The 19,005-nt window shown below is 61.8% G+C and carries 18 protein-coding genes and 4 pseudogenes; 12 read left to right on the top strand and 10 right to left on the bottom strand.

The genetic code is table 11. The annotated features are described in order from the left end of the window. Positions 1-356 precede the first annotated feature (356 nt). From KPL59_RS12010 to KPL59_RS12000, 3 genes are all read left to right on the top strand, one after another. Positions 357-740, top strand: coding sequence for a hypothetical protein (locus KPL59_RS12010; protein WP_226360784.1), 384 nt, complete (start codon positions 357-359; stop codon positions 738-740). 73 nt (positions 741-813) lie between these two features. Beyond that, positions 814-1,164 carry a hypothetical protein gene (locus KPL59_RS12005; protein WP_226360783.1) on the top strand — a complete coding sequence of 117 codons (351 nt, stop codon included), beginning with the start codon at positions 814-816 and terminating at the stop codon, positions 1,162-1,164. A gap of 33 nt (positions 1,165-1,197) precedes the next feature. Further along, positions 1,198-1,356, top strand: a complete 159-nt coding sequence (locus KPL59_RS12000; protein WP_226360782.1) for a hypothetical protein — start codon at positions 1,198-1,200, stop codon at positions 1,354-1,356. Between the two features lie 398 nt (positions 1,357-1,754). Here the strand turns inward: KPL59_RS12000 and KPL59_RS11995 are convergent, their stop codons facing one another. Beyond that, the gene (locus KPL59_RS11995; RefSeq protein ID WP_226360781.1) at positions 1,755-2,219 is read right to left on the bottom strand and encodes a J domain-containing protein; all 465 of its coding nucleotides are present in this window, start codon (positions 2,217-2,219) and stop codon (positions 1,755-1,757) included. 173 nt (positions 2,220-2,392) lie between these two features. Between KPL59_RS11995 and KPL59_RS11990 the strand changes: the two are divergent. The 3 genes and pseudogenes from KPL59_RS11990 to KPL59_RS11980 all read left to right on the top strand — a co-directional run. Next, positions 2,393-2,692: pseudogene (locus tag KPL59_RS11990) on the top strand (transposase); the annotation flags it as partial. 149 nt (positions 2,693-2,841) lie between these two features. Then, on the top strand, positions 2,842-3,606 hold the full coding sequence (locus KPL59_RS11985; protein ID WP_226359944.1) for a transposase: 765 nt from the start codon (positions 2,842-2,844) through the stop codon (positions 3,604-3,606). A gap of 6 nt (positions 3,607-3,612) precedes the next feature. Continuing rightward, positions 3,613-4,563: an IS3 family transposase gene (locus KPL59_RS11980; protein WP_255676979.1), complete on the top strand. Its 951-nt coding sequence runs from the start codon at positions 3,613-3,615 to the stop codon at positions 4,561-4,563. 29 nt (positions 4,564-4,592) lie between these two features. Here KPL59_RS11980 and KPL59_RS11975 read toward each other — a convergent pair whose 3' ends face one another. Further along, complete coding sequence (locus KPL59_RS11975; protein ID WP_226360780.1) at positions 4,593-6,494, bottom strand: TraM recognition domain-containing protein; 1,902 nt, start codon at positions 6,492-6,494, stop codon at positions 4,593-4,595. After that, positions 6,487-6,840, bottom strand: a pseudogene (locus KPL59_RS11970) (disulfide bond formation protein DsbA); the annotation flags it as partial. The pseudogene KPL59_RS11970 and the gene KPL59_RS11975, both read right to left, overlap by 8 nt. A gap of 132 nt (positions 6,841-6,972) precedes the next feature. On the opposite strand from KPL59_RS11970, the gene KPL59_RS11965 reads away from it, so the two are divergent. Beyond that, a complete protein-coding gene (locus KPL59_RS11965; protein WP_226360842.1) occupies positions 6,973-7,737 on the top strand; it encodes a transposase in 765 nt (254 codons plus the stop codon). Positions 7,738-7,998: 261 nt separating this feature from the next. Here KPL59_RS11965 and KPL59_RS37590 read toward each other — a convergent pair. From KPL59_RS37590 to KPL59_RS11930, 7 genes and pseudogenes are all read right to left on the bottom strand, one after another. Further along, positions 7,999-8,835 (bottom strand): annotated as a pseudogene (locus tag KPL59_RS37590) (ABC transporter ATP-binding protein); the annotation flags it as partial. Between the two features lie 41 nt (positions 8,836-8,876). After that, a complete protein-coding gene (locus KPL59_RS11955; RefSeq protein ID WP_226360841.1) occupies positions 8,877-9,071 on the bottom strand; it encodes a transposase in 195 nt (64 codons plus the stop codon). Between the two features lie 73 nt (positions 9,072-9,144). Beyond that, positions 9,145-10,083 (bottom strand): c-type cytochrome biogenesis protein CcsB, encoded by a 939-nt coding sequence (gene ccsB, locus KPL59_RS11950; RefSeq protein ID WP_226360840.1) that lies wholly within the window; start codon positions 10,081-10,083, stop codon positions 9,145-9,147. A 116-nt stretch (positions 10,084-10,199) separates the two neighbouring features. Then, a complete protein-coding gene (locus tag KPL59_RS11945) occupies positions 10,200-11,879 on the bottom strand; it encodes an ABC transporter ATP-binding protein (protein WP_226360839.1) in 1,680 nt (559 codons plus the stop codon). A gap of 65 nt (positions 11,880-11,944) precedes the next feature. Further along, positions 11,945-12,355, bottom strand: coding sequence for a lasso peptide biosynthesis B2 protein (locus tag KPL59_RS37585; RefSeq protein WP_226360838.1), 411 nt, complete (start codon positions 12,353-12,355; stop codon positions 11,945-11,947). Then, on the bottom strand, positions 12,352-12,627 hold the full coding sequence (locus KPL59_RS37580) for a PqqD family peptide modification chaperone (protein WP_226360837.1): 276 nt from the start codon (positions 12,625-12,627) through the stop codon (positions 12,352-12,354). The genes KPL59_RS37585 and KPL59_RS37580 overlap by 4 nt, the downstream gene beginning before the upstream one ends. A gap of 179 nt (positions 12,628-12,806) precedes the next feature. Next, the gene (locus KPL59_RS11930) at positions 12,807-13,064 is read right to left on the bottom strand and encodes a hypothetical protein (RefSeq protein WP_226360836.1); all 258 of its coding nucleotides are present in this window, start codon (positions 13,062-13,064) and stop codon (positions 12,807-12,809) included. A gap of 271 nt (positions 13,065-13,335) precedes the next feature. Here KPL59_RS11930 and KPL59_RS11925 point away from each other — a divergent pair, with 271 nt between their 5' ends. The 5 genes and pseudogenes from KPL59_RS11925 to KPL59_RS11905 all read left to right on the top strand — a co-directional run bounded on the left by KPL59_RS11925 (position 13,336) and on the right by KPL59_RS11905 (position 18,791). Then, complete coding sequence (locus KPL59_RS11925; protein ID WP_226360835.1) at positions 13,336-14,232, top strand: ISAs1 family transposase; 897 nt, start codon at positions 13,336-13,338, stop codon at positions 14,230-14,232. A 111-nt stretch (positions 14,233-14,343) separates the two neighbouring features. Further along, positions 14,344-14,532: pseudogene (locus KPL59_RS11920) on the top strand (IS256 family transposase); the annotation flags it as partial. Positions 14,533-15,062: 530 nt separating this feature from the next. Then, complete coding sequence (locus tag KPL59_RS37575) at positions 15,063-16,616, top strand: asparagine synthase-related protein (protein ID WP_374111620.1); 1,554 nt, start codon at positions 15,063-15,065, stop codon at positions 16,614-16,616. 117 nt (positions 16,617-16,733) lie between these two features. Next, on the top strand, positions 16,734-17,531 hold the full coding sequence (locus KPL59_RS11910) for a transposase family protein (protein WP_226351139.1): 798 nt from the start codon (positions 16,734-16,736) through the stop codon (positions 17,529-17,531). 495 nt (positions 17,532-18,026) lie between these two features. Beyond that, the gene (locus tag KPL59_RS11905) at positions 18,027-18,791 is read left to right on the top strand and encodes a transposase (protein ID WP_226360834.1); all 765 of its coding nucleotides are present in this window, start codon (positions 18,027-18,029) and stop codon (positions 18,789-18,791) included. Positions 18,792-19,005: the final 214 nt, after the last annotated feature.

The raw sequence follows: 19,005 nt of genomic DNA, 5'->3' as shown, positions 1-19,005 counted from the left end.
GATGGGCGGCGTGCTTTGGTGGAGGTGGAGTTGTCGCGGAAGACGCGGTCGCGTTATTTGGAGTCGCCGCCGAAGAATGGGGAGGCGGATATGGTGGCGGGTTTGTTGTCGGCGGTGGTGGACCGTGCTCGGGAGTTGGAGTGTGTCGGTGTGATGTATTGGTGTGCGCCGAATGTGTTGGGGCAGGTTCAGGATGTTGCGGGGGAGTTTGTGGAGCGGGACCGGGCGCGGCGGGCGCGGGCTCGGAACCCGGAGGCGTTGGCGCCGCAGCTGAAGTGGGCGATCCGGGACATCACCGAGGTTCCGTGTTGGGAGCCGGGGCCGCGGCGGTCGGCGCGGTGAGGACGATGAGGCCGGTGGGCGTGGGCGTGAACGCGGTGTTGGTCGTCTGCCGTCAGGATTTCGATCTGCCCGGGAAGGACCTTCCCGGGGCGGCGGAGGTCCTGGGTGAGCACTTCACGGGGCTGTTGTGGCGCGGTGTGTTGTCCCGCGCGGTCGCCGCGGTCATCCTGAACCCGGCTCGTCACGGACACGACCGTGACCTGCTCAGCGTGGAGATCGACGTCGTCGCCCGGAACCACGTCGCCGGGCTCGCGACCGCGCTCAACACCATCCGCGACGGTTTCCGGCTGCTCCCGATCGCGCTACCCGACCGGTTCACCACCGCCGAGATCGAACACCTCGCCAGCAGGATCGTCGGCGCCGACGGTCTCCAGACCAGTACCCGCAAGATCGACTAACGCGGCATGAATCGGACTATCCTGGACCTGGACCTGTGGGGGCGCGCTGGTGGCGAAGAATTTTCATTGCGTGATGCAACTTCTTGAGGTGTCGCCGCAGGTCGGGACAGCGATCGCGGCGCCGTTACGGACCGCGATGCGCCGCCAGCAGGGCGAGCACGGCGGGAAGCTGGTCGGGACGAAAGCCGACCTCGTCCCCGGTCTCGGTGTCGGCCTGGCGACGATCGTGATCGCCCGGTCCCCGCAGACCGCGATCGGGTTCGCCGCCCGGATCGCGAAGACCGCGTTCGTCCGGCTCGCCGCCGACCCGACGGTCTGCTACGACCTGGACATGAGCATCGCCCAGGTTGAGAACCTCTATGCCGCCACCGCGGCCCCGGCGTGGCTGGCCCCGGGGGGAGTTCCTCGGCTGGCAGGCTTGTAACGACCAGACCTGCCCCGACCGCGAACAGACCGGATGAACCAGCAGCGTCTACCAGGCCAGGTACGTCAGATCGGCGCCGGTTTCGGGCGGCCCACGACCGTCCGGCTCAGCATCCCCGCCGACCTTCATCAAGCGTTCGCGGCGTGGCGGTCGCAGACCGCGCTCGACCTCGGCCTCGGCGTGGACAGGTAGCGCCGGGCTGGGAGCGGATCACGACCGGCGCCGGGCGCGCGCTTCCGGTGCGCGGAGTGCTCTCGGTGCCGGTCATCGAGGCGAAGCTGCGGTGTGCCCTCCCTCGAAGCGGCCCCAGTGTCGAACGGTGCCCAGAACCCGCCAAGGGCGCCGCGAGCGGCGTCGCTACGCGATCGGCTACGCCGCCCCTTGACTGAACCTGAGCACCGCTCGGGCGGCCTTGTATCGAGGAAGAGCAGCCGTCGAGACGGGCGTGGTGTCGGTCCGTCGTCGGGCATCCGGTGACCTCGTCGGACACACACGACGACCGGTTGAGGCTATCGTCGCTGGTGGCGGGCGCCGGAGTTCCTGTTTCGCGGTCGGAGCAAAGCGCGGTCTGGACGGCGCCCGCCCCACAGTCAGGGACCGCTTACCGGCGAGCGGGATTCAGCGCGGTCGGCGGCCAGGTAGACATGGTGGGCAGCCGCTACCGCGCCCAGCAACGCGACCATCGCGGCCACGACCGGCGCGGCGACCAGGGCGACACCAGCGGTGAGGACACCGACGGCAGCGAGCAGCCCGAAAGCCCGTAGGAACAGAAGCCCACCGATGGCCGGCGCCGACGCGCGCGGCCCCGCCGGCCCCGCCGGTGTCGTCGTGTGTGGAGTTGCTCGCGGTGGCGCTGGTGGTGTGGTGAGTAGTTCGTAGGCGCTGGTCAGGGCGATGAACCGTTCCGGGTCGCCGCCCCGGTCTGGGTGGTGATGGCGGGCGGCGGCCCGCCACGCGGTCCGCAGCAGCTCAGGTGAGGCGCCGGCGGGGACACCGAGCAGCGCCGCGGCGGCGGCCCGCGCCTGTTCAGGATGGACACTCGGGCTCGGGCTCATCGTGGGTCCTCGTTGCTGGTGTCGTGTGTCCAGTCGTCGCCGGTCCAGTCCGGCGCCTGGCCATCTCCGCCGCCGGTGGCCCGGGCGCCGTTACCGGTCGTGGTGCCGGGTCGGCGGAGCTGAACCGTCCTGGGTGGTGGAGAGGCTCCTGATCTAGCAAGGAGACTGGAGCTGTGGGAGCACCTCGGAAGTTCGATGAGGAGACCCGTGCCCGCGCGGTCCGCCTCTACCTTGACCGTCTGTGTGATCACGGCGAGTCGAAGCTGGCCGCGCGCCGGCACGTCGGTGAGCTGTTGGATGTGAACCCGGCGACGATCCGCAATTGGGTCGAGGCCGAAGAGCGCGATTCCGGTTCCGGGGTTGGCTCGGCGGCGGGTGGCGATGACGCAGCGGCCGAGTTGCGACGGCTTCGTGCAGAAAATGCCGAGCTGCGGCGGGCGAATGAGATTCTGAAGACTGCTTCGGCGTTTTTCGCGCGGGCGGAGCTGGGCCGTCGACTCAGGGAGGCTTATTCAGGCCCCGTGAAATAACGATCTAGCCCGGCGTGTCGGGTTGGGCGACAGCCCGTCCATCGCGAATATTGGTTTGCCGAATCAATCCGAGATGAACGGGCTGCCGCAGTATGTACTATACCACTGGTTTCCGGCGTGATGAAATTCAGGATCTTGTCGCTATAGTGTATGAGCAGGATCAGCGGGACGCGACGGAGGCACGTTTGTCTTGGCCGCCGGTTCTGGGGTTGTTCTGGTCGGTGGTGATCACGTTGGCGTATCTGCGCGGGAATCGTGTGCAGTGGGAGTTGGCGGAAACCTATGGGGTGTCGCAGTCGACGGTTAGTCGAGCGATCACGGGGGTGACACCGTTGCTGGCACAGGCGCTGCGGAGTGTCGTTCCGACGGCAGAGGAGCTTCGTGCCGATCGGCAGTACATCATCGATGGAACCTTGCTGCCCTGCTGGTCATGGGCCGCGGTGCCGGGTCTGTGGTCGGGCAAGCATCGCACCACCGGCGTCGTCGTCCAGGTCGCAGCCACCCTGGAAGGGCAGCTGTCGTGGATCTCCGACCCGACCCCAGGCTCCCGACACGACCTATATTGCCTCGACCAATCCGGCGCCCTCGACCACCTCGCCACATACCCCCCGATCGGCGATAAAGGATACATCGGGCGCGGCATGCTCACCCCGTTCAAAAAACCACCCGGCCGGGAACTTCTCGACTGGCAAAAAACATTCAACAAGAGCCTCAACCACACACGCGCCACCATCGAACGAGTCATCGCCCATATCAAAACGTGGAAAGTTCTCCACACAGACTACCGGCGGCCCTACGCCACATTTAAAACGACAATCTCGGCAGTCATCGGACTCATCTTCTACACACTTACCTGACGGAGCCTGAATAAGCCTCAGGTAAGACTTCTGTTCGTTCACGAACATCGAAGCCGTTTCGGGGTCGAGCCGATCTGTGCCGTGTTGTCCGAACACGGTGTGCAGGTCGCCCCGCAGACGTATTATCGCTGGCGGTCCCGGCCGGTGACCGATCGCCAGTTGGATGAGGCGTATCTGGTGAATCGGATTGTGGATATCTATCGGAAGAACAGGTGTGTGTACGGGGCGCGGAAGATGTGGCGTGCGGCGCGGCGGGAAGGGCTGCGGGTCGGGCGGGACCAGATGGGCCGATTGATGCGTGTCGCCGGGATCCAGGGCGTGCGCCGCGGGGTCCACCACACGACCACGACGACCCGTGATCAGCGCGCAGCCCGCCATCCTGACCTGGTCAGGCGGGCGTGGGCGGCGCCGACTCGACCGGATGCGCTGTGGGTCGCGGATTTCACGTATGTGTGGACCGCCTCTGGGTTCTGCTACGTGTCGTTCGTGACCGACGTCTACTCCCGCAGAATCCTCGGATGGAAGGCGTCGATGAGCAAGACCACCGATCTCGTCTCCGGGGCCCTGGCGCAGGCGTTGTCCACTCGCCAACGGGCGATCAGCGAGTTCACCTCCGAGGGTCTTATTCATCATTCGGATGCCGGGTCTCAATATACGTCTCTGGCGTTCACCGAGCAACTCGCCGAGGCTGGTATCGTCGGCTCGATCGGCACCGTCGGTGACGCGCTGGACAACGCGCTGATGGAGTCCACGATCGGCCTGTACAAGTCAGAGCTCATCGTTCCGTATGCTCATTCTCGGAACTGGAGCGGTCTTCGTGAGGTGGAGCGAGAGACCGCGGAGTGGGTTCACTGGTACAACAGTGTGAGGCTCCACTCCTCCATTGACTATATGTCGCCGATCGAACGAGAAATGGTGTACGCTACATCCATCGCCCAACAGGGTGCGGTGGCCTGAACCTCAGCCTCTCGCAGACCCAGGACGGTTCAGAGCCGCCGGTTGATCGCGGCGGCCTGGCCTGCGGTGAGCCGCCGCCGGGACAGCGCGGGCCCGTTGGTGGGCGCGGTGCGCCGGGGCGAGCCGGCGATCGCGGGCGAGGCGGTGAGTGGGGCGACGACGCCGTAGATGACCTGGTCGGGTGTGGCGTAGGCGAGGTGGTGGCGGGGGAGTTGTCGGAGCCGGTTCGGGTCGAGTAGGTAGGTGTGCTGGCGGCGCACGGTGCCGACACCGGTCATACGGCCACCGTCGAGTTGGTAGCCGACTTCGTCGACCAGCCTGGTCCCGAACCGCTCGGCCAACGCTTCGGCGTTGCTGGTGCGGCCGAGTAGGGCGCCGCCGCCCATCGCGCCCAGCAGCCGCCGTCGTTGGTCTTCGGTGTCGGCGAGGCCTTCATAGGATTGGGCGGAGACGATGACCGAGCCGCCCAGGGAGCGGAGGCGTTCGACGAGGTTGATGACATCGCCGGCGGTGTCACCGGAGACCGCGGAGAACTCGTCGATGACGAACAGCACCTGACGGCGTTGCCCGTCGTGGGCGACACCGAGTTCGTAGGTCAGAAGTTCGATGAGGACGGCGGTCTTGGTGGCGGCGACGACCTGGTCGGTGGCGCCGGGGACGGAGACGTAGAGGGCGTCGAAGTCCGACAAGGGCTGCCCGGCGTCGAAGTCGCCGCCGATGCTGCGGAACAAATCGGCGAACAGCAACAGGTCGGTGTCGAGCGATGAGGCGCCCGCTCCGCCGCCGGTGGTCTTGGTCAGGGCGGCGATGGCGCGTTCCTCGACCGGATGTCCCGCCCACGCCGCCGTGAGCCAGGCCGGGTCGAGCCGTTGCAGGAACTCCGCCGAGGATGCGGGTGGTTTCTCGGTGGGTGTGTCGATGATCAGGTGGAGCAGGCCGCGTTGCAGGACGTCGTAGAAGCGGTGATCGGTTTTCGCGAGTTTGTGTAGGGCGGCGCGGAGCTGGGTGGCGGGCATGCGCCACATGTTCAGCCGGGTCTCGAACGGGAACACCCCGATCCGGTCCGGGTGCAGGCCGAGGTCTTCCATCGCGTCGGCCCATTCGTGGGCGTCGGTGTCGGCGTCGGGGCCGCCTTTCGCCGCGAGGAAGATCACCAACGGCCGTGATCCCGCAGCGCCGTGCTGTTGCTGGTTGTAGGCGGTCCAGGTGATCTCGGCCCAGCTGGCTGAGCAGCGCACCAGCATCGTGGTCTTCCCGGCGCCGGTCTCGGCCAGGCAGACGGTGTGGAGGGCGATCGCGGGCATCGGGACCTGTAGCCACGGTGCGGCGCGCCGGCGCAGAGTGTCGGTGAGTAGGTCCGGTTGGGCGCGGACGGTGTCATAACGTGGGCCGAGGATGACCGAGGGTGTGCCGGTGCGGTCGGTGTGGGCCAGCGGGATGCGCTCGCGGCGGGCGCGGCGGGCCGCCGCACCGGCGCGGATGTGTAGCTGGCGGCGGACGTGGCGTTCGCCGGCGGCCTGGGCGACACCGGACCGCATCCGCTTGGTGTAGAGGTGCCACCACACCCACGCCGCCGCCGCCACCAGAGGGGCGGTCGCCGCGGCGGAGTCGATCCCAGCGGGCAGGTAGTGCCCGTCCCATGCCTGACGCACCGCCGAGGCCGTCAGCTCCACGCCCCACCAGGGCAGCCTGCCGACGATCGGCCCGGCCAGCAGCGCAGCGGCCACGATGACCAGGGCGAGGTTGCGCAGCCGGTGCGGTTCCCAGCCGCGGGCCCACGCCCACAACACCAGCACATGCCCGACCACGGTCGCGGGCACCACGACCGCCGCGACCGCCACGAACACCTGCCCGACCGTCACCGAACCGAACAACGGGATATCCGGAAGGTCCGGGGCCCGCGCCGCGAGCACCTTCGCGAGGTCACTCATCGCTACTCGTCGTTCGGGTGCGCTTGAGTTCGGTGAATTCCGGGTGCGCGATCAGCGTCGCGACGGCGTCGAAGATCGCCGCGCCACGTGCAGTGTCGGGGACGGTGGTGAGGACCGGTCCGAAAATCCCTGTCCCGTTGATCCGCACGATCGGAGTGCCGACGTCCTCACCGACACCGTCCAGGGCAGCGTGGTGGCTGGCGGTCACCGCCTCGTCCCAGAGCGGGTCGTCCGCGGCGCCGTACAGGCCCATGAGGTCGAGTGCGGCGAGTGTGTCGCGTAGGACCGTGTCACGGGGGCGTTGTCGCAGATCGTGATAACGACGGCCGAACTCGTCGAGATAGCGGTGAAGATACTCGGAGGCTTATTCAGGCCCCGTGAAATAACGATCTAGCCCGGCGTGTCGGGTTGGGCGACAGCCCGTCCATCGCGAATATTGGTTTGCCGAATCAATCCGAGATGAACGGGTTGTCGCAGTATGTACTATGCCACTGGTTTCCGGCGTGATGAGATTCAGGATCTTGTCGCTATAGTGTATGAGCAGGATCAGCGGGACGCGACGGAGGCGCGTTTGTCTTGGCCGCCGGTTCTGGGGTTGTTCTGGTCGGTGGTGATCACGTTGGCGTATCTGCGCGGGAATCGTGTGCAGTGGGAGTTGGCGGAAACCTATGGGGTGTCGCAGTCGACGGTTAGTCGAGCGATCGCGGGGGTGACACCGTTGCTGGCACAGGCGCTGCGGAGTGTCGTTCCGACGGCGGAGGAGCTTCGTGCCGATCGGCAGTACATCATCGATGGAACCTTGCTGCCCTGCTGGTCATGGGCCGCGGTGCCGGGTCTGTGGTCGGGCAAGCATCGCACCACCGGCGTCGTCGTCCAGGTCGCAGCCACCCTGGAAGGGCAGCTGTCGTGGATCTCCGACCCGACCCCAGGCTCCCGACACGACCTATATTGCCTCGACCAATCCGGCGCCCTCGACCACCTCGCCACATACCCCCCGATCGGCGATAAAGGATACATCGGGCGCGGCATGCTCACCCCGTTCAAAAAACCACCCGGCCGGGAACTTCTCGACTGGCAAAAAACATTCAACAAGAGCCTCAACCGCACACGCGCCACCATCGAACGAGTCATCGCCCATATCAAAACGTGGAAAGTTCTCCACACAGACTACCGGCGGCCCTACGCCACATTTAAAACGACAATCTCGGCAGTCATCGGACTCATCTTCTACACACTTACCTGACGGAGCCTGAATAAGCCTCGTGATATCGATATCTTTGAGGACCAGTCGATCCGTGTAAGAGAACGTAACTCTTGACATCTGCAAGACATTCCCGCTGGAGGATGCGCTCTCACCCGTGGGTCGCTCTCCTACGACTTGTAGCGCTGTCGCGATATCCGCTGGTTCCACCGGCAGATCGAGGAGCTCGTGTACGCGATTCAGAGAGGCCTGGGCTGTTTTAAGCATCGCGGCGCCCTCGAACATATTTGATAGCGGCACTACTAGATACATTGCGAACAGAAGGAGCGCGACAAGGTCACCGAGAGCGAGCTGATTCGTGGCCACACGGACGCCACCAGCTAGCAAAACCACAAGAAAAGAACCACTGGCTGCGAGCTGCACGGCGGGCGTCGCCGCCGCCGCTAACCGTGCTGACCGGATTGCTGCCGTATGTGAGCGGACCGCAGCGGTTACCAGTCGCCTGGCTTCAGCGTCCTCAGCACAACTGACGCGAATTGTGCGTAGAGCAGACAGTGCGCGCTCTAGATCGGCGCTCAGGATCCCGACATTGCCTTGGACCTGCTCGGCGGAGTCACGTATGCGTCCCAGGACAATGCTGACCCCTGCAGCGGCAATGCTAAAGATCAGCATGACGATTACGAATACGATCCAATCGATCCACAGCATGAGCATTGCGGCAGTAATTGCGGTGCATAGCGCCACAGCGACTTCGGCGAATCCGCGGCTGACTACATCGCGCAGCATCCCTGCATCAATACCAACTCGGGATACAAGATCGCCGGTTCTCTGTTTGTCTAATTCGCTGATTCGAAGTCGCATGAGGTGGCGAACTAAGCGGTCTCGGGTGTGGAGCACCACGCCTTCGCCGGTCCGTTGCAGAATGTACCTACCGGCGGTATCGACGACGGTCTGTGCCGCGAAGATAGCGACCAGGGTCCAAACAATCTGCGTGATTGGCTTAGCTGCGCCGACCGCCTCGATGGCCCTTCCTGCGAGTATAGGCTGAACTAGGCCGAGTAGTGAACCGAGTAGCATCAGCAGGGTGGAAGTGAGTACTGCTCTTCGGTGCTGTAGCACCAGGTGAAAAAGTTTGTTCATTCCAACCAGTTTAAAAGGTTCCGGCGGAGCACCTTCGAGCCTCACGCGACTGTTGGTGTTGGTCGTCTGTCGTCAGGATTTCGATCTGCCGGGGAAGGACTTGCCCGGGGCACCCAACGGCGCACCGATTCCACCGAGATGTCGAAATCCGCGGCGACCTCGGCATGGGTCAGATCCAGACGACGCGCGACCCGCACGACATCACTTTTGAACTCGGGTGGGTACTTCCTCGGCACAGCGACATCCTCTCAGCGGGACCCACGCCCCGCAGACAGAGTGTCAAACAACCCGACAGCAAACCCAGGGACCTTAAAATCCGGCATATGAATGAAGTCCAGTTACCACCAGATTGATAAAGAATAGGTTGAATACAGTAACTGCGAAGCCGGCAATATTAATGAATGCCGCACGTGATGGCCCCCACCCCGCAGAGACGCGCGCATGAAGGTAAGCAGCATATAAGACCCATGCAACAAAAGCCACAGTCTCTTTTGGGTCCCACCCCCAGTATCTACCCCATGCGGCTTCAGCCCAGATAGCCCCGAGGATCAGCCCCACCGTATATATCGGGAAAGCCGCGATTGTCGCTCGATACGAGATTCTATCCAGCATGGATTCATCAGGAAGGAGACCAGCTAGTCGCTGCGGCCGCCCGCCCCGGCGGATCAAGTAGAGGCAGCTCGTCACGCCAGGTATTAGAAATAACCCGGAGGCGAGAACTGCCGTACTTACGTGAAATGCAATCCAGTAAGATTTTAGAGAGGGCGTCACGGGACCAATGGGAAGGTACAGCAGTGTGCCACCGAGGAACATGAGGGTCAGGACGATAGGGATGATGAATACGCCGCCTATCCGAACCCGCGACCTGCGATAGCTCACAGTAAGCCATGCGATGATGGATACTAGGCAGATAGCGGATATGTATTCGTGCATGTTAGCCATTGGCCAACGGTGGGCTGCAACTCCTCGCGACAGGATCGAAGCAAGGTGAGAAGCTGCTCCGAGCACTAGGAGGTACAAAGACACCAATCCGAGCCGGCGACCTGCGTATGCCTCCCCCGCTAGGAGGCCACCATCCCCCCTGACCTCTCCCTCGCGTTCTTTGCTGCCGAGCGCTGTATTCGCTTTTGCCTGGCTGCCGCGAACGGTATACTCTGCAATAGAAACGAGTAGACTTAAAGCGTAGATGAACATAGTCGATGCGTAAAGTAAGTCGCTGTAGGCTGCTAGCTGTAGCTCGAAAGACATCTTGACTCCTTGGTTGACCCTCGTTCTCGGGGTGGCCTGGTGGCAGATAGAGGACGCGCGGGGGCGCTCCCCGAGCGTTCGTGGAACTGATATCACCTATGTAGATTATCGATGGTTCAGTAGCCGCCCGGGATTTTGGTTATTTCCCCCTCACGCATGGAGAAAGTCTGATCAGCAATCGCTCGTGGCGCTGGGCGGTGAGTGACGATCACGAGCGTGCAACTTGTCGAGAGTGTCCTCAGTGAGCTCAGCAGTTGAGCTTCAGTATGTGGATCAAGTTGTGAAGTCGGTTCGTCTAAGAGCAGTAACTTCGGGCGCGCAACTAGTGATCGTGCGATGGATATGCGTTGCCGCTCCCCGCCAGAAAAGTTTTCACCTGATTCGTCGACACTAGTCTCTAGCCCGTTGGGAAGATTGCGAACCAGGGGCTCGAGCCCAACAGAAGATACGGCGCCCCATAGTTCTAGATCTGATACAGATGGATTCGCGTAGGCCAGATTATCGCGAAGGCTCCCCTGCATGAGAGGCGCATTCTGCTCTACCAGGCCTATGATCCCTCTATAATCCTGTAAAGGAATTTCAGACACGTCAACGCCATTTATATATATTGTCTCAGAATTCGGTTCGTAGAATTGGCAAATAAGATTAAGAAGCGTGGATTTACCGGCGCCGGTGGGGCCTTCGAGTACGGCGATGGAGCCGGCAGGAACTGACATGGAGATATTCTGGAGCAGAGGTGTACTGTTGTAGCTGAATGATAATCCGTTGATTTCTAGAGCAGCGGGTCCTGGTTGGTGTAGGCAGCATCTGAGGTCTCTGTAGCTGCTCTGCGACCGTTCTTCTTCTGTCTCAATAACACGAATGGATTGGATTCGGTCCATTGCGGCGAGGCTCCTTTGAACCAGCGCAACAGCGCGGAGCGTCGACACCGTAGGCATAATTAGGTAGACAAGGGCTACAAGAAATGCCACTAGCTGGCCAGTGGTAAGTAGGTTCAATTCGACGCGTACTGCCCCTAGCAGAAGGATTGCCACCAATGCACCATGACCGGCCAGTTCCATGATTGCCGATATAGGAGCCTCGATTCGCGCCGCGCGCTTACCATAGATGTATGTCGCCTCGATCCGACCCGCGAGCCGCCGTTCCTCACGAATGGTTGCTCCGGATAGGCGTATGGTTCTCGGGTTAGTGACGACTCTGTCGAGAGCAGTAGAGTACGCAGCAGTAGCTGCTTGTGATTTCTGGGTCTCTTTTCGGATGCGAGGCAGGAACGTGCAGACAAGAGCCGTAGAGACCGCAATAATAAGTAGTGCAACGAGATATAATACTGCATCGGTGATTATAAGTAATACGGAAGCTCCAACAACTGTGAGAACTCCTACAGCGATATCCAAAAAGCCACAAGTGGCCATATCTCGAATGGCTGCTGTATCCGATATTCCGCGGGCTAAGATATCTCCTCTCCGAAACCGTTGAAGCTCCAAAATGCGACCAGTTAAAATACTGGGGAGTAGACTTAAGCGGACGTCGGCAATCAGACGTTCTCCGGTGACCTGAAGAACAATTGCGCCGAAAGCAGATAAGGCTGCCTGGCCAACGAAGAGGACCGCTAGCGCGAGCATGAGGGGCGACGCGAGAGCATTTAAGTCCACGATTTCCATCAATAAAACAGGCTGGCTGAGGCGTAAAGCAGTTGCGGAAAGCAACAGTCCTAGGCTGGCCGCAATAGCCTTCTTGCGTCGCCGCAGCAGTTGCGTGAGTTCAGATCTGGAATGTGACTTGGGTGGGCGAGCCATCTGCGTTAGTCTCCTGGACGGCACCTCATAAAACCATGACATTCCACGTTACCATGATCGGGCCGTTAAGTTACCGTCAGCAACGCAGCGTAGAATCCTGATGCGAAGTTTTCCTCGACGGGGATCCCCTCTGCTTCGACCCAAGCGTGGGCAAGAAATGGCTCGAGTCGTGCACCGACTACCCAGGTTGGCCATGATCCTTTCGCCCGACACACAAGTACAGTCGCTAGTGATCGTGGTAGGCAACCTTCTCCGGCGCAGTAGATGCTGTTGGAGATGACGCTTGCTCGGGCGGCGGCTGCTTCCGGGTAGGACGCTGGTCGTGCCCCTTTCCGCATCAGATGCAAGAATCGAGCGATATACTCAGGCTTGAGTCGACTTAGTAAATAAGCCATAGCAATACACATGCGAGCCAGAAGGCTGACATGAACTGGAAATTTCTGGCCACTACTTGGAATTGCTTGATTGGTCCTCATGGTGATTTGGTGAAACCATTTTCACTTAGGGTTGAGCGGAGCCTCTTTACGTCTAATTCGATAGCTTCTATCGGAGCCTCAAAGAGCTCGGAAGTCGACGTCGCTATCGCAAAGTCGTCTAGCTGCGCGGTTAAACCATTTAGCATGTATGTCGCAGTCTCATTGAGTGCCCAGTATTCTCCGTTGCGTTTATCGAGCAATACGGCCCCTCCATCTGTGGAGTTAATTGTGATGTGCTCAGCAAGCTGAAATGAGGCGGGCGCGGGAGTCATTAGGAGGCAGTCTCCTTTTCTGTCGAGAGGAAGCCGAGGCCAGCTAAGCCGGGTTGGGGAGGGCGTCCTAGGGTAGCCTAGCGTAGCCTAGGACACTAGCGAACGAGCTCATGCGCTATCGGTTCAGAATGTGCTCGTTCTAGGAGGGCACGGTTGACTCCAGGGCCCCGGCAAAGTCGTCACGTGATCTTGTAGGTGATCAGCGGGCGGTGAGGGTCGCGGGCGTGGTGGCGTAGCGCTGCGGCGATGTTGGTGACACCGGCCAGGCGTAGCGCGGTGATCGCGAGGTTCCGCAACGCCGACATGACCTGCGGGGCGTGACCGCTGCGGGCGGTAGCGCGGTCTTCGTCGAAGCAGACATCACGGACCCAGTGCAGGCGATTCTCGATCGACCAGTGCCCACGGATCCACCGCGCGAGCAGACCCAGGGTCGGCATCGGTGCCGGTCAGACTGGTGATCGCGTAGACGGTCTCGGTCTTCCACCTCCCGCCGGGACGTAGGGGACGGCGGCGACGGACCAGCTTGATCGCCTGGGATGCGTGCGGGAAGAACTCTGCGCCCAGGTCGGGGCACAGGGCCCCGGCAAAGTCGTGATGGGTGGGGGCTGAGCTGCGGTGACGTGCGGGGTGGGTGCGGACACAGGCTTGGCGTGATCATGAGGGTGTCGAATCCTTGCTCACGTCAGGAAGCCTGTGTCCGCAGTGTCAGTGTCTCCGATCGTTGCTGCTCTGGAAGGCCTGGAGGTTGATCCTGACGCGGGGAGAGCCGCGCCGGTCGACGAGGCGGCGGTGGTGTCGCTGGTGGAGGCTCTGTCGCAGGTCCCGGACCCGCGGAAACCGCGTGGTGTCGGCCATGGGGTCCTCGTAGTGTCGCTGCTGGGGGCGTGCGCGGTGCTGACCGGAGCCCGGTCGTTCACCGCGATCGCCGAGTACGTCCACGACACCGGCAGCACCGTGCTGGACGTGCTCGGGGTGGGCGCTGCCGCGCCGCACGAGTCGACCATCCGTCGGGTCCTGCAGCGGGTTGACGCCTCGGCGCTGGAAGCGGCGTTGCGGTCCTGGGCGTTGGCCCAGCTCAGCGCCCAGCCGGTCCCGGAGGGCACACCCCGGCGGGAACAGCGCCGCGTGCTGGCCTTGGACGGCAAGACCCTGCGTGGCACCCACGTCCGTGCCGCCGATGGCAGCGTCTGGCTTCCGCATCTGGTGTCGGTGCTCGACCAGGCCAGTGGTGCCGTGCTCGGCCAGGTTCAGGTCGCAGAGAAGGGCAGCGAGATCACCGCGTTCACCGCGCTGCTCGACCCCCTCGACCTCGACGATGTACTGGTCACCGCGGACGCTCTGCACACCCAGCGAGCCCACGCCGACTACCTACACCGCCGCGGCGGGCACTACCTGATGACGATCAAAGCGAACCAGCCCACGCTGCTGGCACGGGTACGGGCGCTGCCCTGGACCCAGATCGGCGTCGCTGATCGTCAACGCGGACGCGGACACGGCCGCGTCGAGACCCGCACGATCAGCATGGTCAGCCTGCCCCCCTGCCCCGACCCAGGGCCCCGGCAAAGTCGTGATAGACGGTGGGAACCGTCCCCCGCGGCCTTCTGATTGCCGCACTGCACCTGTCTGTGACCAGCTATAGCGCCGCGCGGCGCCGCAACGGTGCCGCGTGTCACGGCCCACCACAAGATCATCTAGCGACTTTGCCGGGGCCCTGGGGTCACCCGTGGGCCCGGGTCACCCGCGGCCGGACTGGCGATGGCGTTCAAACTCATCGAGGCCGCCCAGAACCGATGGCGCGCCGTGAACGGACCGCACCTGGTCGCCCTCGTCCGAGCCGGAGCCCGATTCGACGCCGGCCGCCTCGTCGAACGACCCGACGCCCACACCCACACCGAAGCCGCCTAAAAGATCTTCATCCACAGGTCTTGACGATTGCTCCATCGTCAGACAGCGTGTCGCTATCTTACTGTGCATCAAGTCGTAAGGTAAGATGAAACTTCCGTGTTGGCTCTAACGGTGCTCGAAGGGAAGATGGATGATCAGAAAGAAGTCTGTCTATAGGCAGCCGAACCTCACGAAGATGGGGCGCTTTAGTGTGTTGACGCGTGCCAATCTTCCAGGATGGGGATGGGACTGGTACGCGACTCGCAACCCGTGAGGCAGACATTCCTCGTTTTCCAGACGTAGGGGAGGGCTGGTTCGTGATCTTGCCAGATTGCGAATCAGCCCGTCCTACTTATGAAGTAGTATGCAGTCAGGCTACTCACACCGAGAGACATGCTTCAGGGCGCCCCTTTGTAGTCGGGTCATGGACTGAACTGTGGTCGAGTCACGCTAGGGACGGCGAGATTTTAGTTACACTCGGCGCGAAATTTAGTCGACTCGCCATCAAGAGTAGCAGGCTGAGCTTCAGCGCCGCAGCTGACTGGCTAGAGATGCAGCTAGGTTCTGATGATTTCTTCACCATAAGATCAGAAGGTCGATCGGTTTGCGCCCGTGGGACAGTGGCAGGGCTTCGGCGCTTGTTTTGGGCGCGAAGCGATGAGGGAATAGATGTATTGTCCAACAGGGCTGACGTCCTCGCCTTCATCACGAAGAGTCGAATTAGCACTAACTCTCTTATATGGAACACTTTAATCCCAGCAGCTCCGCATCCGTTTGAACAATCAACAATTTTCGAAGACGTACAGGCGATTCCAGCCGGGCACTATGCCCTTCTGTCTAAGCAAGGAGAAATACGCAGCAGCTCGTTCTGGACGATGCCCTCCGGAACAGCGCAGCTTGAGCGCACTGCGTTGGAACTCCGATTGGCTCTTGAACGATCTATTGAGTGTCGGCTTACCGATGGAGTGGTCGGTGCAGATTTATCGGGTGGCATGGACTCGACACCATTAGCGATGCTCGCCGCCGAGAAGTGCAGCAGAAAGATAACACTTTTTACGACGCGCAGCCATAGCCCAGGTGACGATGATATGTACTGGGCGCTTCGGACATTGGAGGCGCTTGAAGTCCGCAAGCTGGAGATTGCAGGCCATCTTGTACCTGAGCTATCTGACGTGCCCCTGCCATTCTCTGGGATCGGAGATACCAGATGTGATCTAGACACTCCATTCGTGGGGGTCATAAATAGAGGAAAGATCGAGCGTGCAGCTGAGCTGTTGTATCAAAATGGAGTAACGGAACACGTGACAGGAAACGGTGGAGATGAAGTTCTAGCTCCACCTCCTAACTATATTTTTGCACCGTTTACTACGGGGCCGCGAGTGCAGATGTCTCATATTAGGGCTGCCATTGCTCAACGCAGAACAAACTGGCGGCTCGCATTGAAGTGCTTAACTTCCAACGAGGCATACAGCAGCTGGCTAGAGAAAGCACTCTCTGGGGTCACAACCGGTCGAATCGTCCAGGGGCCTCACTATCTCGAGAGGTGGGGCACAGGGCACCTGTCGGCCCCTCAATGGCTATCGAAAGATTCTAAGGAGCGACTGCGGCAGGAGATAGAGGGTGTAGTCGCGACTGTGCATCCGCTAGACACGACCCCGTACCGGCATTCTTATATTGACGCTATTCAGCGTTCGGCTTGCGCCACTAGAAGCTTGCGTCAGATATACGCAGCACACGGCGTGCATATAAGGGCCCCGCTCCTTGAGCGACGAGTCATTGAGGCTTGCGCGAAGACTATCCCTGAAGAAAGCGGCAACCCATGGAAGTACAAGCCACTCATGGTAGCGGCAAGTAGACCGTGGGTTCCGAGCGAGATATTGTCACGAGTAACAAAGTCTGATCTTTCACCTACAGTTTATGCTGGACTTCGCCAAAACTGTAGGCAAATTGATGCCCTCATGAGTAGAGGCCGCCTCGAAGACTGTGGAATTATTGATAGTGCAGCGCTGAGCATGTCCATGTTCGGCGAGAGCGCACCGCCGCCACCGATAGCGATAGCGCGAACACTCGCGATCGAAAAGATCATGCGGGACCTCGGGCATTGAGCCTTTCCCAACCTGTTTGTGCTGGTCAGGGGTGTGAGGTGCGTGGCTTGTCGTGAGATGGGTGGGGCTCCTGGTAGACGGATAGCTGTCGCGCCACCGCCTACCGAGGAGCCCCTCGTGTTGTCCTACCCATCCGGGATGTCGATGTCCACTCGCACGGTTCGTGTCCTGGCCGGGCTGCTGCGCGGACATCGTCGCCGGATCGGGACCCGGTGGCGGCTCCTGACCCCGGCCCGCCAAGCCCTGCTCGTGCTCGCGCACCTACGTAAGGGCGAGACCTACACCGACCTGGCCAGCGGATTCAGAGTCGGGAAGTCCACGGTGTCCCGGTATGTCGCCGAGGCGATCGGGCTGCTCGCTGCGCTCGCGCCGACCCTGGAGCAGGCCATCACGGTCGCGGCCGGGAAGGCGTTCGTGATCCTGGACGGGACGCTGCTGCGTATCGACCGGGTCGGCATGGGCTCGGGCTATGACCGGGCGTTCTATAGCGGGAAGCACAAGTGTCACGGGCTGAATGTGCAGGTCATCGCCGACCCCGCGGGTCGGCTGGTGTGGATCTCCCCGCCGCTACCGGGGGCACGGCACGACATGGGCGCTGCCCGGATCCACGGGATCATCGACGCGGTCAACACCACCGGGGTGCGGGCGGTCGCTGACACCGCCTACCAGGGCGGCGGTCCCGCGATCACCGTCCCGCACCGACGCCGCCGCCGCGATCTCGACACCGGCCGGTACCGGCCCCTGTCAGCGAATCAGAAGGCCGTCAACGCCGCTCACGCCCGACGGCGGGCACCGGGTGAGCGGGTCAACGCCGAGCTGAAGAACTGGAAGATCCTCCGCAAGATCCGCTCCAGCCCCTCCCAGGCTGCTCAGCTCGTCGCAGCGATCCAGACCCTCATGATCACCACCGCCTGACCAGCACAAACAGGTTGGGAAAGGCTCATTAGCGAGTGAGGAGCTGGCCCGAATCGAAGCTGCTGCAGTAACGTAGAACTTTTGGGCGAGTATAAGGAGGCTTATTCAGGGCCCGTGAAATAACGATCTAGCCCGGCGTGTCGGATTGGGCAACAGCCCGCCCATCGCGAAGATTGGTTTATCGAATGTGTCTGCGTCTAGCGCTGTCTAGCGCGTGCGTCGACGGCTCGCCTTGATCTTCAGTGAGCCTTTCCCAACCTGTTTTCCCTGGTCGGACCTGAGTTGCACAGGTTTAGTGCCCCGGCGCGGTGATGGTGGGGAGCCGGTCGAGAATGGCACGCGCGCCACTGGTGATCTGCGGGGCAGCAGTGATCGGGAGGCTTATTCAGGCCCCGTGAAATAACGATCTAGCCCGGCGTGTCGGGTTGGGCGACAGCCCGTCCATCGCGAATATTGGTTTGCCGAATCAATCCGAGATGAACGGGCTGCCGCAGTATGTACTATACCACTGGTTTCCGGCGTGATGAAATTCAGGATCTTGTCGCTATAGTGTATGAGCAGGATCAGCGGGACGCGACGGAGGCACGTTTGTCTTGGCCGCCGGTTCTGGGGTTGTTCTGGTCGGTGGTGATCACGTTGGCGTATCTGCGCGGGAATCGTGTGCAGTGGGAGTTGGCGGAAACCTATGGGGTGTCGCAGTCGACGGTTAGTCGAGCGATCACGGGGGTGACACCGTTGCTGGCACAGGCGCTGCGGAGTGTCGTTCCGACGGCAGAGGAGCTTCGTGCCGATCGGCAGTACATCATCGATGGAACCTTGCTGCCCTGCTGGTCATGGGCCGCGGTGCCGGGTCTGTGGTCGGGCAAGCATCGCACCACCGGCGTCGTCGTCCAGGTCGCAGCCACCCTGGAAGGGCAGCTGTCGTGGATCTCCGACCCGACCCCAGGCTCCCGACACGACCTATATTGCCTCGACCGATCCGGCGCCCTCGACCACCTCGCCACATACCCCCCGATCGGCGATAAAGGATACATCGGGCGCGGCATGCTCACCCCGTTCAAAAAACCACCCGGCCGGGAACTTCTCGACTGGCAAAAAACATTCAACAAGAGCCTCAACCACACATGCGCCACCATCGAACGAGTCATCGCCCATATCAAAACGTGGAAAGTTCTCCACGCAGACTACCGGCGGCCCTACGCCACATTTAAAACGACAATCTCGGCAGTCGTCGGACTCATCTTCTACACACTTACCTGACGGAGCCTGAATAAGCCTCACTGTGTCACCCTCTGCTGTATTGATACTTGCCGCCAAGGATAGTGCACGCTCTACGGGAGACGTGTCTTCCCCCGGATCATCGATACTGTGGGCCAGCGTGGTGGTGATGGCCCGGGCGGTGGCGCTTCCCGGGTGGTAGGCGAGGTAGGTGGCCAGGACCCGCAAGGCGGTCAGCGCCTCGTTCTCTCGCTCG

Source organism: Pseudonocardia sp. ICBG1142, assembly GCF_020496255.1.
GTDB lineage: Bacteria > Actinomycetota > Actinomycetes > Mycobacteriales > Pseudonocardiaceae > Pseudonocardia.
Note: the sequence above shows the minus strand (reverse complement) of the source record. Positions and strands in the feature narration are given on the sequence as shown.

Bases quoted from the DNA above. Each gene is read 5' to 3' on its own strand.
- KPL59_RS12005 (WP_226360783.1), top strand. From the start codon at position 814: ATGCAACTTCTTGAGGTGTCGCCGCAGGTCGGGACAGCGATCGCGGCG.
- KPL59_RS12000 (WP_226360782.1), top strand. From the start codon at position 1,198: ATGAACCAGCAGCGTCTACCAGGCCAGGTACGTCAGATCGGCGCCGGT.
- KPL59_RS11995 (WP_226360781.1), bottom strand. From the start codon at position 2,219: ATGAGCCCGAGCCCGAGTGTCCATCCTGAACAGGCGCGGGCCGCCGCC.
- KPL59_RS11985 (WP_226359944.1), top strand. From the start codon at position 2,842: ATGTACTATACCACTGGTTTCCGGCGTGATGAAATTCAGGATCTTGTC.
- KPL59_RS11975 (WP_226360780.1), bottom strand. From the start codon at position 6,494: ATGAGTGACCTCGCGAAGGTGCTCGCGGCGCGGGCCCCGGACCTTCCG.
- KPL59_RS11965 (WP_226360842.1), top strand. From the start codon at position 6,973: ATGTACTATGCCACTGGTTTCCGGCGTGATGAGATTCAGGATCTTGTC.
- ccsB (WP_226360840.1), bottom strand. From the start codon at position 10,083: ATGTCTTTCGAGCTACAGCTAGCAGCCTACAGCGACTTACTTTACGCA.
- KPL59_RS11945 (WP_226360839.1), bottom strand. From the start codon at position 11,879: ATGGCTCGCCCACCCAAGTCACATTCCAGATCTGAACTCACGCAACTG.
- KPL59_RS37585 (WP_226360838.1), bottom strand. From the start codon at position 12,355: ATGAGGACCAATCAAGCAATTCCAAGTAGTGGCCAGAAATTTCCAGTT.
- KPL59_RS37580 (WP_226360837.1), bottom strand. From the start codon at position 12,627: ATGACTCCCGCGCCCGCCTCATTTCAGCTTGCTGAGCACATCACAATT.
- KPL59_RS11930 (WP_226360836.1), bottom strand. From the start codon at position 13,064: ATGCCGACCCTGGGTCTGCTCGCGCGGTGGATCCGTGGGCACTGGTCG.
- KPL59_RS37575 (WP_374111620.1), top strand. From the start codon at position 15,063: ATGCAGCTAGGTTCTGATGATTTCTTCACCATAAGATCAGAAGGTCGA.
- KPL59_RS11905 (WP_226360834.1), top strand. From the start codon at position 18,027: ATGTACTATACCACTGGTTTCCGGCGTGATGAAATTCAGGATCTTGTC.